This is a genomic window from Acinetobacter sp. T63 (assembly GCF_053852345.1).
This window is the reverse complement of sequence record NZ_CM132659.1, coordinates 1,326,832-1,339,460: the sequence shown is the minus strand read 5'-3', so window position 1 is coordinate 1,339,460 and position 12,629 is coordinate 1,326,832. Positions and strand designations below refer to the sequence as shown.

Here is a 12,629-nt window from a genome sequence, read left to right as displayed (position 1 = left end):
TCCTAAAGGGATTCAATCACGTACACGGCTTAGTGTAGAGGAAAATGCTTTAAAGATTCTGATCATTTAAGGACTTTTGTTGTAATTTTTGCTGTCTTTTCTGCTCACGACGCAGCTTGAAAAAATCTCTCAACTGGGCTGCACACTGGGTTTGTAAACAGCCCGATTCAAACTCAAACAGATGGTTATAATAGCCACTGTCCAGCAATTGGCGTGCACTAACCAGAGAACCGGCTTTCGGCTCGGTGGTACCAAATACTACCCGTTTTACCCGGGCATGAATCAGCGCACCCACACACATGGTACACGGCTCTAGCGTGACATAGAGCGTGGTATCTTCCGGCAAACGGTAATTTGCAATGTGGCTACAGGCCTGACGAATCGCCAGAATTTCAGCATGCGCAGTAGGATCATTCAGGGAAATGGGCGCATTATAGCCTGACCCAATAATCTGGTTCTGACTGACTAAAATTGCCCCGACAGGAATTTCTCCCTGCGAGGCCGCTAATGCAGCCTGCTCAAAAGCATGCTGCATCCAGTATTCATCAGAATAAGCTTCTACATCAGACATAAATCAGCTGATAACACCATGACGTTTCAGCAGGTCATTCCAGCTTTGAATTGAAGTCACTGGTGGATCATCAGCCAGAATACCTTTCAGACTGCGATCAGCGCCCTGCTTCCACTCTGGAGATAAATCCTTATCGACCAGACGGGCACGCACCCCCTCAACAAAGTCAGGATGATTGATTTTCCAGGCCGAAATCTGGGTTTCCAGTTCAAACACTTCATTCCATGAATGCACCTGCTTGCCCCATTGCCATAATAACCAGCTTAGGGCTGCAGTTGTCAGTGAACCTTTTTGCAGGTTTTCACTGGCCTGACGCAACCAGTCGCTACGCGCATCACTTAAACCGACAATTGCTTCATAGTCATGTTCAAAGTTGACACCACGACACACGCTATGAATTACATCCAATGAATTCTGTAATGGTCCTGGTCCAACCGGACGATGCATACTGTTCAAAGTGTCATCAATAGCACGAAAATCACCGGCCGGATAATGATCCCAGTCAATATTAATCATCCGGTCCAACACCACATCACGTGCGACATCACAGATATGTGTGGCCCAGCCAATTCCGTAAGCGCCGGCGGCAGTCATAATCGAACCGGTTAAACCAGTGAACAGGCCAATAGCACCCCGATCTGCCAGAAAGCGCGATGCACCTACATCTGGATAAAGACCGATATTAATTTCCGGCATTGCCAGACGTGAATGCGGGGTTACCAGACGGAACGGCGCTGCCATAAACAGACCCAAACCACCGCCCATCACATAACCTTCACCCCAGACCAGAACCGGTTTGGCATAGTTATGCAGCAACAAATCCAGCGCATATTCCTGTTCAAAGAATTTATTGGCTGCCTCAACTTCGTCATTAATCACCAGTTGACGCAGTTTGCGCACATCGCCACCGGCACAGAAGGCTTTTGGTGTAGTGGAATCGAGCCAAATGGCTTTCACCTGCTCATCCGTATGAAAGTCCTGAAAGACTTCCAGTAAAGCAGTCACGATAGATTCATCCAGTGCATGCAACGACTTTGGACGGTTCAAACGAACAATACGCCAGCCATTTTGTGCTTCTTCAACAATTAAATCGGGATGATACTGTTTCAATACGGGAGTTTGTGTCATGCGTCCAGCTGCCAGTCTATAGGCTCAATGCCATGTTGTTTCAGGTAATTATTTGTTTTTGAAAACACTTTACATCCAAAAAAACCACCACGGTTTGCCGCCAGCGGCGACGGATGTGCGGCTTTCAAGATTAAGTGTTTATTCGGATCAATGCGTTGTCCCTTACGCTGTGCATAGGCACCCCATAAAATGAACACAATATGCTCACGCTGTTCATTTAGGACATCAATCACATGATCTGTAAATTCTTCCCAGCCCCGCTTCTGATGCGATGTTGGCTGTGCAGCCTCAACAGTCAGGACACTGTTTAACAGCAGCACACCCTGTTCCGCCCAACGGGTTAAATCGCCATGCTTGGGAATATCTAGCCCCAAGTCGGTATGTAACTCATGGAAAATATTACGTAAAGATGGCGGTAATGCAACCCCTCTCTGCACAGAAAAGCTCAGGCCATGTGCCTGATTCGGACCATGATAAGGATCTTGGCCCAGAATAACGACTTTGACCTGCTCTAGCGGCGTGGTATTTAGTGCATTAAAAATTAAGCCACTTGGTGGATAAATCACTTTATTGGCTTGTTTTTCTTCGAGTAGGAATGCTTTTAAGGCATCCATTTTCTCACCCAGCAAAAAATCGCTCAGGGCATATTTCCAGCTCGCATCTAACTGAACCTTCTCCAGTTTCGCGTGTTGCTGTTCAGTTAAAGACATACCTGTATTAAATCCTTTATATCCATGTCAGGATGTGTGTATTAGAGTTTAACCTGTAAATCTACGCTTGGGTTTTGGAATTTAATACCCTGTTTCAATTTTTCATACATCTCGGGATCTGACCATTCCGCGCGCACCTGCGCTGAAAACTCGATCTGATCCAGGGCAAGCCGTCCCATTTGTTCGTTTTCAATATCTTCTAAAAAGCTTTGCGCATAACCGGTATCGGTTTCATGCACAATTACCGAATAGACTTCAACATCACCTTCACCATTCTGGGTGATGGTTGAGGCCAGCACCTGCTGCGCCAGAAAGAAGAAAATACGGGAAAACTGCTCGGCAGATGGCGATACTGGTAAAGAGACCCAGCGTGCACTGAAGTTTTGGCAGGCCTGAATATAATCCGGATTGTCCTGTTGCCAGAAACAGATCGCATGATCGAAAGAATCAAAAATTTCTTTAATCACACCTTTTAGCAAGCCAAAATCATAGACCATTTGACCATGATCTAATTTCGTTGCCTTAAGTAACAGCTCAACTTTATAGCTATGGCCGTGTATTGAACGTTTACAGCGGTCTGAAGTGCAGTTACGCACAATATGAGCATTTTCAAACTTAAATAACTTACGAATTAACATGTGTCCCGATCAGGCCAGATTATTTGTGAATCGACTATTAATTATAAAGCAAAATTAAAGGAATAAGCATTAAATTTGCTGTTTAACTTGATAGCTAAAACCTATCTCGCTTTATGCACAGTGAAAATTGCGCTGAAAGGCTGTGTTTTAAAATGGTGCCATGCTGCGATAGGCCACATAAACCGTTTTTTTATCGCGCACCAGATCACTACTAAACTGGCGTTTGCGTTCACTCAGCATCACTTCAATTTTTGCCTTAAAGTAATTGGACTGTACCCCCAGTAAAGCACCGACCTGAGCTTTCAGGGCGGCATCCACCTGTTTAAAGGCATCCAGCTCCCACAGTTCCTGCGTATTGGCAAAATGCTCCAGATTGGCCTGACGCTGTTCCAGCACCTGCTGAATCTGATTCACATCCAGCTTGTCATCAATACTGGCCAGCACCAAAGCCGGTGCCGTATTGATGTTGATACTGGTACTGCGGTTCGGCAAAGCACTGACATAAGGCAGTAACAGCTGATATTGACCTTCTTCAAAGCCGCGTACCTGTTTCAGTTCTTCGACACTATAAAACAGGGAATTTGAAGGTAAATAACCATTAGGTAGGCCCTGATAATAGCTACTCTCGGCACCCATCGGCCCGATGGGTAAATCATCGGCATCTTGCCAGTCAATTACCGCTTCACTGATTTGGGCAGGCAAGCCAACACGCACCAGCAGCCGTTCAAAATACAGTTTGGCATTTTCATTAACATTGCCATTGTCATTCAGCAAGGCATTTAAATTGAACTTCCCCGATTCATCACTCAACACACCCGCCACAAAACCATCATCAACAGGAAAAGCTGGCATTGGCTGGGCCCAGTTCTCTTGCAGATGATCGACCTCGGCAGCATTTTCAGCATCATCTTTGAGCAATTCAGCAAAGAAGGCTTCGGCACTTTTGGCATAGAGCAAGGACTGGTTCTGCCGCATTAAATAAGCGGTACTTTCTGCTGTATAGGCCTGACGTTTGGCAATGGTCGCCGCCAAAATGGTGGCCAATGCCACCATCATTAAAATGGTGATTAGCGCAATACCCTGTTGCTGTTTTATGTTCTGTCTCATTGCCCCATTCACTGCCTGTCTTATGATGTGGTTTTATTGTCTGATTTCAGGAAGTCAGTATTTAACAGGCTAAAAATCCATTCATATTGTACATCTTGTACGGTTAAATTTATTTTAATGCCTTTTGGCAGTTTGCGTTTTTGTTGATCATCATTTAAGTCAATACTGCTGTCTGGCCAGTTACTCAGTTCCTGCGGATTCAGCACACTGACCTGAAATTGGCTAACATCGCCCAATAACACGCTGGAAACCGGCTGATCCTGCCCGGACTGATGCAAATTGGCATATTTCAGACGATACAGTTTTTGTTCGTCGGCCCGGTACTGATATTCAATCCGTTCAGTGGGCGCAATGCCCTGCTGCAAAGGATCGGTCACACCGGTCTTGCTAAAATTAAAACGGCCGTTTTGTAATACCAAAGCTGGCTGAATATCATTATTGATGTTGGCGGTCAGCGGCACAATCTGAATGCTATCACGTAAAATTTGCTGATAGGCACCCTGCAATCCTTCTAACTGCTGTTCATGCCACTGGTTACGGTCTTTGACCTTGACCAGATAATCAAATACTTTCCAGCCTAAGGCAGACAGCACCGCAAAGATGGCAATGGCCACCAGCAGCTCGACCAGAGTAAATCCGCGTTTAGCCTTAATCATTGCGCCACCCGATGATTAAAAAACACCAAATGGGTGATGCCGGCTTCAACCTGACCGGTATCGGGGTTAAATAAGCTGACCTGCACTTCTACCCGCTGCACATTCGGGCTAATGGTCGGCTGTGCGCTTTTATCAATTTGCCAGCTTTCACCTTGCAGGGTGACCTGTTTTGATTGCGTACCCGTCAGCCAGTCCTGCTGGATTTCCATTAGAGCCTGTTCGTTTAAGGCCACAAACTGCGCTTTGGTTCTTAAAATGGCATGAGAGGTCGACTGGGTATATTGCATGGCCACTTGAGTCAGCGCCATAGCAGCTGTAGCAAAAATCGCCAGTGCCACCATTACTTCCAGCAAGGTAAAACCGGCAATACGCTTGAATCGGGTCTGATGCGGATGTGCTCGTAATCGGTACGCGGATGTTGAACAGTTGGAGAAAAGCCGGCCTAGTTTTTGCAGATCAGGCGACAAGAACGCTGAAAATAATCTATTCTTCATTCACGATCTTACCCAGATGATCAATTTCGATTTCAGCCCCAACCGGACGCTGCTCGAAATAAAACTGAATCCGCACTGGTTTAACTTCGCCATTACCGAGCCAGATCAGTTTCGGGGCATCGCCTTGCAGCAAGGCGGCATTCTGCGCATTCTCAAATCCGTGTTGTAAAGGCTGGATCTGAAAGCTCACTCCATCGGGCAAACTTTGCATCTCAAATTCGGCATATTTTTGCCAGCGGGTCGCGGTTTGACTGAGCATGACGCTTGAACTGTCGGTAGCGGTGGTTGCTGGCAAATATTCCAGAACTTCATAACGAAATGGTGACACATCGGTGGCATTTTCAACATTTAGAGCTAGCACACGCGATTGATCGTCTGCTTCGCGTTGCAGCTTCTTCACATCCATCAAAAACACTTCACGTGCCTGCATGGCGCTGCGCTGGTCCACCCCGCCAATATTCATCAGCACCAGTGAGGCGGCAATGGCCATGACCACAATCACCACCATCAATTCAATGAGTGTAAAACCACGAACAGATGAGAAGTGATGCGATCTAGTCATGAGGTTTAAGCGATCTGTTCGAGATGTTGAACTTGTTTCGGCAAGGCCAGTGCCTGGTCAATATAGGCCACGCGCAAGGTGTCACGTGAACCCAGGTAACGCTGATAGAAACTGGAGTTTAGAATGGCCGCCGCGCCGTGCGTCAAGGACCAGATCGAAGCCAGATAGTCACGCACCGACATTTTGCTCTGAATTGATTCCAGATAATGCTCGGTCATGCGAATAATCAGACGCAGGCGCTGTTTACGCACCTGATACAGCTCGTTAAACAGATGGTTGATGCCCATACCGGTAGTCGACAGGCGCTCTTCAATCTGATGAAACAGTACCGTGCGCTCTGGATGATGCAAGTGATGCAGCATAAAGAAGGCCAAATGTTCAGGAAACTTTTTCTCAGCATCCTTGATCATTTCGAGCAGCATGTTCTCATTACGAATAATCAGCAACATGTACAGCTCGTCTTTACTCTGGAAATGTTTATAAAGCGTGCCTTTGGCCAGGTCCAATTCTGCGGCCAAGGCATCAAGCGTCATCCCTGCTTCACCATTTTCTAATAGCAATTGCTCTGCCACTTGAAAAATTAAGGTTTCTCTTGCTCGAAATTGAGCCTGACGATCCATCTTCACCCTATAAACTCTCTCTTATGCACTTATCGGTCAGTTTTAAAAATTTCTAGATTTTTACTTTTGGTTCAAGAGGTTTTCAAAATTCTGCATGGTTATGAAAGCCATCTCTTCCAGTGACTTATCATATACATCACTCAGGGCTTTGGCTACATATGGGACATATTTTGGTTCATTTGATTTACCACGATATGGCATTGGTGCCAGATACGGTGAATCAGTTTCAATCAGAACGCGATCTAGTGGCACCTGCTTGGCCACATCCCGTAAATCCTGGGCATTTTTAAAAGACACAATACCCGAGAAAGAGACATAGTAACCGCAGTCCAGTACCGCTTTGGCGGTTTCCCAATCTTCGGTAAAACAGTGCAAAATCCCATGGGTTGATTTTTCTGCGCGGATAATATCAACCGTATCATGCTTGGCTGAACGGGTATGCACCACCACCGGTTTTTTTACGATTTGCGAGGCATGGATATGGCGGGCAAAACAGTCTTTCTGCTCGGCAATAAAATCGGTACTGTGATAATAATCCAGCCCGGTTTCCCCCAGCGCCCAGACTTTTTCCGGTTGTGCCAGCTCGACCAGATAGTCAGTGGTGGCACGCGCCATGGTGGCCGCATCTTCACAAGGATGCACACCCACGGTATAACCGACATCTGCATGACGTGCGGCAATTTTTGCCAGTTCGATATGGTCATCCAGATCGACCGAAATACTCATAAATTTAGATACGCCGGCTTCTCGCGCCTGCGCCAATGCCAGATCCAGATTTCCATCATACGGAGTTAAATCGAGCATGGTTAAATGACAATGCGTATCTACAAACACAGGCGTTTCCTACAACAACTTAGAACAGACTACATAGTGTAACTGTTTCGATTTGAAGACTTAAGTCCTGCCAGTAGTCTTTCTGCTTCTGCTTTGTAATACAGACCCTTTTCACCACTGAGTTGAATACCAAAGCCCTGTAATTTCACCCCATTCTGTTTTTGTGAAATCCAGATTACTTTACCGGTCAGTGGAATTTTTTGTGATTGTTCCGGCAAGGTCGCCAGTACAAAGATTTCTTCGCCCATCTGCACCGGTTGCTTGGAAGGAATAAACAGTCCGCCATCGACCACATAGGGCATATAACTTAAATAGAGCGTTTCTAGATCTGGAATATTGGCCTGGATAATTCCGCCCATACGTGGCTGCATACTGTTTCCCCTTAAAGATTCATCAATTTTATACACAGCTGATCAAGAATCAGATTGCTTTGAACATTCTGCTCTGTCATCTGTTTTGATTGTTGTATATCACTATAAATATCAAATAATGCTTCCAGCGAATACTGCTCGGCCAGCGCGCTTAGTGTCAGGTCGATGTTTTTCACCGGTTGATTTAGCTTGACACAAATCAAATCTGACAACAAGTATTCAAACATCTGACCAAATTCACTAAAACTCAGCTCTTTATTCCACTTGGTCGCAATTGCCATCGGCATATTTTTTTGACTGACCAATTTTTGCCAGTCTTGCACAAAGTCAGCGCGCTTAAAGAACCAGTCCTGCTCGGCCACCTGAATGGCTTGCAGCGGCATCTGATTGGACAGGTTCATCAGCAGCTGTTTTTGCTGCTCGCTGCTTTCCGGCAAGTGCTGGCTTAAAAAATCATGGGCCAGTTCCGGAGCAATCCGGTCAAGGGCAAAATGCTGTAAACGACTGCGAATAGTCGCGGGCAGCTTTAGGTAATGATCGGCCAGCAGGATAATCACCACCCGCTCGCCGGGTTCTTCCAGTGTTTTCAGCAAGGCATTGGCAGAGGCAATATTCAAGGCTTCTGCCGGCTCAATCACAATAACCCGCCAGCCATCTACGGTTTGTTGCACAAATGGTAATAAATCACGGATCTTCTCGATCTTAATTTTCGCGTTTTGTTTTTTATTCTCTTCATCGATCGTGATATAAACATAATTCGGATGCGTATCTGATTTTAACCATTGACAACTGCCGCACTCACCACAGGGCAGATTGCGCTCATGACGATGCTGGCACAAAATCCAGGCCAGAAACTGCTGCGCAAAAGCTTCTTTGCCACAGCCTTTTTTGCCATAGAACAGCAGTCCATGGCCCAACTGGGGAAATCTGCCCGTTAGTGTATCCCAAACTGTTTGCTGCCAGGGATAAATCTGCGCAGTCACTTCATTCTGCATGGCCAGCTCTACGATTCAAAATGTGCAAGATCAAGCGCATTCAGACGATCCAGATCTTCCTGGGTATCGACACCCGGCGGTAAATTGGCTTCAGCCACGGCAATCGCAATCCGATGTCCATTTTCCAGCACCCGCAGCTGCTCCAGACTTTCCAGACGCTCCAGTAAACCCATGTCCCAAGTCACATATTCCTGTAACAGTTTTACCCGATAGGCATACAGGCCCAAATGACGATAAGCCTGATCATGCAATTGCGGCACGGCATTTTTCGCCCCGTCACGATCATAAGGAATGGTCGCGCGGCTAAAATACAAAGCCTGATTGTGCTTGGACATCACCACTTTGACAATGCTGTCACGCTGGAACTCATCCAGTGCATGAATCGGTTCACACAGTGTCGACATCGAACAGCCGGGCTGATCAACCAAGAGCTGCGCCACCTGTTTCACCAGCTGCGCGGGCAACAAAGGTTCATCACCTTGCACATTGACAATAATGTCATCACTGGCCCAGCCTTTAATCCGCGCTACTTCACTTAAACGGTCAGTCCCAGAAGGATGATCCGCTGAAGTCAAGACCACATCCACCCCTTCAGCGCGGCAGACATCGGCAATACGCACATCATCTGTCGCCACACATAAGTCATCAAAACCTTCAACTTTTTTGGCCTGATCCACCACCCGTAAAATCATGGGACGGCCATGAATTTCAAGTAAGGGCTTACCCGGTAAGCGTGAACTGGCAAAACGTGCAGGAATAACGATGTGTTTCATAACTGTCCTTCATTCAGGGTCAAACCCAGTTGCGCTAACTGTTGATGCAAAACCTGATAACAAGCAGGTGACAATACCGCTTCAACCGGCACCACCCAGATTTCCCGGTTAAAATCAGGATACTGTTTCAGCAAGGGCAAAATTTTCACCGCATCTTTTTCGGTGGTAATAATCGGTTGATGATCTTCAAACTGCAAGTCATCAATTTCATAATCATGATGATCTGGAAATTCGTGGCACTGGAATTGCTGGATGCCCATCGACTCTAAGGTGCGATAAAAACGCTGCGGAAAACCAATCCCAACCACGGCATAAAAAGCATCTTGCGGATTAAACACCTTACCCTCTATGGCATTAAGTAAATAAGGCTCAGCCACTTCCAGATGCATATTCAGCGCTGAACTTGGCTGTGCCGCATGTTCAATCACGGTTGCTGTATTCAGGCGGCTTTTCGGCTCTCGCAAATAACCTTCAGGCAGAATTTTTTCATTGCCCAGACCGCGGTTATTGTCCAGCACAATCCATTCCAATTGGCGATTGAGCGCCAGATGTTGCAAACCATCATCACTGATAATCAGGTCCAGTTCATGTCTGGACAGCAGCAATTCAATACTCTGCTGACGATTGGCACCGACCGCCATTGGCGCACCGGTAGATTGTACAATCAGACAGGGTTCATCGCCGACCATGTCCGGCGTCGATTCAAAATCAACATAGGTCGGGAATGGGCCTTTGCCGCCATAGCCGCGGCTAATTACGCCAACACGCACATTCAGGCTATGCAGATAATTAACCAGATGAATCAGCAGCGGCGTTTTGCCGCTACCGCCTACGGTAATGTTGCCAATCACCATCACCGGCACTGGTGCGGTATAGGCTGCTTTCATCCCCGAAGCATACAGCTTCTGATTCAGCACACTGCCACCACGATATAACAGCGCCAACGGCCGTAGCACAACCAACCATTTGGCTTGCTTGTTCCAAGCGTCCTGAATGAATTGTGCAAATGACATGGCTGATTATTCCTCGAAATTGCGCTGATGCAACTGATAATAAGCACCCTGCTGGTTTAACAGTTCCTGATGGGTACCCTGTTCAATAATACGCCCTTGATCCATCACAACAATACGGTCGGCATTTTCAATGGTAGATAAACGGTGTGCAATGACAATGGTGGTACGATTCTGCATCGCTGCATCAAAGGCACGTTGAATAAAGTATTCAGATTCATTGTCTAATGCACTGGTCGCTTCATCCAGAATCAGGATCGGTGCATTTTTCAAAATAGCACGGGCAATCGCGATACGCTGACGCTGACCACCGGACAGGTTTAAACCCTGCGCACCGAGTGGTGTGTCATAGCCTTGTGGTAAGGCCATAATAAAATCATGCGCATACGCCGCTTTAGCCGCCGCGATAATCTCTTCATCCGAGGCACCTTCCAGCTGACCATACGCAATATTTTCACGCACGGTACGGTTAAACAGCACCACCTGCTGATTCACCATGGCAATTTGGGTACGCAGGCTATTCAGTTCAATCTGATGAATATCCAGCCCATCCAGCTTGATCTGGCCTGAAGATAATTCCTGAAAACGCACCAGCAAATTAACCAGTGAGCTTTTGCCCGCCCCTGAACGTCCGACCAGTGCCACGGTTTCACCGGCTTTAACATTCAGGCTAAAGTCATGAATGGCATGATGGCCATCGGCATAGACCAGATTGGCCTGATCAAATTCAATATTGCCTTTTAAGGCTGGAGTTAAGGTACCAGTATTTTTTTCTTCCGGCATATCCAGCAGTTCAAATACTGAATGCGCCGCCGCCATACCGCGTTGCAGTTTTTCGTTGATATCGGTTAGCGCTTTAATTGGCTTGCTCAGCATACCAGCGGCAGTAATATAGGCCACAAATTCACCAGCTGAGGTGTCACGTAAAATTTCCGGGCGCAGCGCAATCCAGATCACAATGGAAAGTGCAATCGACATGATCAGCTGTACCACCGGGCTGTTTAGCTGCTGCACAGCTACCATTTTCAGGCCGCGGCGCAAGTTTTCCAGTGAGTTCTGTTTAAAGCGTTCCTGCTCGTATTGATGACCGGCAAAACCTTTCACCACCAGATTGCCGTTAACGGTTTCCTGCACCACATGGTTCACATCACCCATGGTATCCTGCACCTGAATTGACAGCTTACGCATACGCTTGGCGGCTTTCCGGATTAACAGGCCAATCAGCGGGGCAAAAATCAGGATACAGATGGTCAAACGCCAGTTGCTATAAAACAGGTAACCAAGCAAGGCGATGGTAATTAAACCCTGTTGCAGCAAGGTACGTAAAGATTCGGTGGAGGCCGCTGTCAGTTGCTCCACGTTATACATGATTTTGGCAGTAATGTGGCCACTGGTATTGTCCAGATAATACTGCGACGGTAAGCGCAGCAATTTGGCAAATACTTCCTGGCGCACATTAAACACCAGATTACGTGAAATGACCGCGGTATAGTAGCCGCCCAGAAACAGGCCGACACCACGGAAAAACATCAGCAACACCACCAGAAAAGGAAACAGGTGGGTGAAGGTGTAGTCTTTTTCCTGAATTGCCGTAATAATTTTTTCCAGCAACTTGGCCACTGAAACTTCAGTCGCCGCATTGATGGCAAAACCCACCACAACCAGAATCGCGATTCCCCAGAAAGGTTTTAAATAACCGAGTAGACGCAGGTAGACTTTATAATCCGGATTCACTAATAGCCTCGAGTTGGTACTTTCGTACTGATGTTAATGTTGACGAAACCCAGTTGTCCCGCAACATCCATGACACGAATCACATCCTGATGAGAAGCTTTCGCGTCTGCCGCAATGATAAACATTAAATCACGTCGATCATTGGAAATTTGTTTAATTGCTGTATTTAAATCAGCAACTTCCTTGCTGGAAAGCGCCTGCCCGTTGACCGAATAATGCCCGGAAGCATCGACCACCACCTCGACTTTCTGGTCATAGGCTTTCGGTGGCACCCCTTGCGCTTCCGGCAAGGTCAGGTTCATCCGGCTAAACTGGTTAAAACTGGTGGACAGTAACAGGAACACCAGAATAAACAGCAAACAGTCAATCATCGGTGTCAGGTTAATATGAATATCTTCCACTTGCGAGCGTTTGAATTTCATAGGT

16 protein-coding genes are annotated in these 12,629 nt (G+C 46.8%); all 16 read right to left on the bottom strand.

Translation table 11 applies throughout. The annotated features are described in order from the left end of the window. Positions 1-49: 49 nt before the first annotated feature. Positions 50-571: a tRNA adenosine(34) deaminase TadA gene (tadA, locus tag ACVLR6_RS06530; RefSeq protein ID WP_455996081.1), complete on the bottom strand. Its 522-nt coding sequence runs from the start codon at positions 569-571 to the stop codon at positions 50-52. A gap of 3 nt (positions 572-574) precedes the next feature. Beyond that, positions 575-1,699: an enoyl-CoA hydratase/isomerase family protein gene (locus ACVLR6_RS06525; protein WP_005177517.1), complete on the bottom strand. Its 1,125-nt coding sequence runs from the start codon at positions 1,697-1,699 to the stop codon at positions 575-577. Continuing rightward, positions 1,696-2,409 (bottom strand): uracil-DNA glycosylase, encoded by a 714-nt coding sequence (gene ung / locus ACVLR6_RS06520; protein WP_005177514.1) that lies wholly within the window; start codon positions 2,407-2,409, stop codon positions 1,696-1,698. Before ung ends, ACVLR6_RS06525 begins: the two co-directional genes overlap by 4 nt. Positions 2,410-2,450: 41 nt before the next feature. Next, on the bottom strand, positions 2,451-3,047 hold the full coding sequence (locus tag ACVLR6_RS06515; protein WP_005177512.1) for a 6-pyruvoyl trahydropterin synthase family protein: 597 nt from the start codon (positions 3,045-3,047) through the stop codon (positions 2,451-2,453). A gap of 147 nt (positions 3,048-3,194) precedes the next feature. Next, positions 3,195-4,154 carry a type II secretion system minor pseudopilin GspK gene (gene gspK / locus ACVLR6_RS06510; RefSeq protein ID WP_171296439.1) on the bottom strand — a complete coding sequence of 320 codons (960 nt, stop codon included), beginning with the start codon at positions 4,152-4,154 and terminating at the stop codon, positions 3,195-3,197. A gap of 20 nt (positions 4,155-4,174) precedes the next feature. Then, complete coding sequence (gene gspJ / locus ACVLR6_RS06505) at positions 4,175-4,810, bottom strand: type II secretion system minor pseudopilin GspJ (RefSeq protein WP_104472233.1); 636 nt, start codon at positions 4,808-4,810, stop codon at positions 4,175-4,177. After that, positions 4,807-5,151 (bottom strand): type II secretion system protein, encoded by a 345-nt coding sequence (locus tag ACVLR6_RS06500; RefSeq protein WP_242898261.1) that lies wholly within the window; start codon positions 5,149-5,151, stop codon positions 4,807-4,809. Before ACVLR6_RS06500 ends, gspJ begins: the two co-directional genes overlap by 4 nt. Positions 5,152-5,293: 142 nt before the next feature. Next, complete coding sequence (locus ACVLR6_RS06495) at positions 5,294-5,866, bottom strand: type II secretion system protein (RefSeq protein WP_455996079.1); 573 nt, start codon at positions 5,864-5,866, stop codon at positions 5,294-5,296. Positions 5,867-5,871: 5 nt separating this feature from the next. Continuing rightward, a complete protein-coding gene (locus tag ACVLR6_RS06490; protein ID WP_075166784.1) occupies positions 5,872-6,486 on the bottom strand; it encodes a TetR/AcrR family transcriptional regulator in 615 nt (204 codons plus the stop codon). A gap of 60 nt (positions 6,487-6,546) precedes the next feature. Beyond that, positions 6,547-7,320 (bottom strand): TatD family hydrolase, encoded by a 774-nt coding sequence (locus ACVLR6_RS06485; RefSeq protein ID WP_005177502.1) that lies wholly within the window; start codon positions 7,318-7,320, stop codon positions 6,547-6,549. A 29-nt stretch (positions 7,321-7,349) separates the two neighbouring features. Further along, entirely contained in the window at positions 7,350-7,691 is a 342-nt protein-coding gene (locus ACVLR6_RS06480) for a PilZ domain-containing protein (RefSeq protein ID WP_005177501.1), read from the bottom strand. Between the two features lie 11 nt (positions 7,692-7,702). Then, positions 7,703-8,686 carry a DNA polymerase III subunit delta' gene (locus ACVLR6_RS06475; RefSeq protein ID WP_075166783.1) on the bottom strand — a complete coding sequence of 328 codons (984 nt, stop codon included), beginning with the start codon at positions 8,684-8,686 and terminating at the stop codon, positions 7,703-7,705. Positions 8,687-8,694: 8 nt separating this feature from the next. After that, complete coding sequence (kdsB, locus tag ACVLR6_RS06470; RefSeq protein WP_104472237.1) at positions 8,695-9,459, bottom strand: 3-deoxy-manno-octulosonate cytidylyltransferase; 765 nt, start codon at positions 9,457-9,459, stop codon at positions 8,695-8,697. Further along, complete coding sequence (gene lpxK / locus ACVLR6_RS06465) at positions 9,456-10,472, bottom strand: tetraacyldisaccharide 4'-kinase (protein WP_455996077.1); 1,017 nt, start codon at positions 10,470-10,472, stop codon at positions 9,456-9,458. Before lpxK ends, kdsB begins: the two co-directional genes overlap by 4 nt. A gap of 6 nt (positions 10,473-10,478) precedes the next feature. Beyond that, positions 10,479-12,203, bottom strand: a complete 1,725-nt coding sequence (msbA, locus tag ACVLR6_RS06460; protein ID WP_180006535.1) for a lipid A export permease/ATP-binding protein MsbA — start codon at positions 12,201-12,203, stop codon at positions 10,479-10,481. Continuing rightward, positions 12,203-12,625: an ExbD/TolR family protein gene (locus ACVLR6_RS06455; protein WP_005177483.1), complete on the bottom strand. Its 423-nt coding sequence runs from the start codon at positions 12,623-12,625 to the stop codon at positions 12,203-12,205. The genes msbA and ACVLR6_RS06455 overlap by 1 nt, the downstream gene beginning before the upstream one ends. Positions 12,626-12,629: the final 4 nt, after the last annotated feature.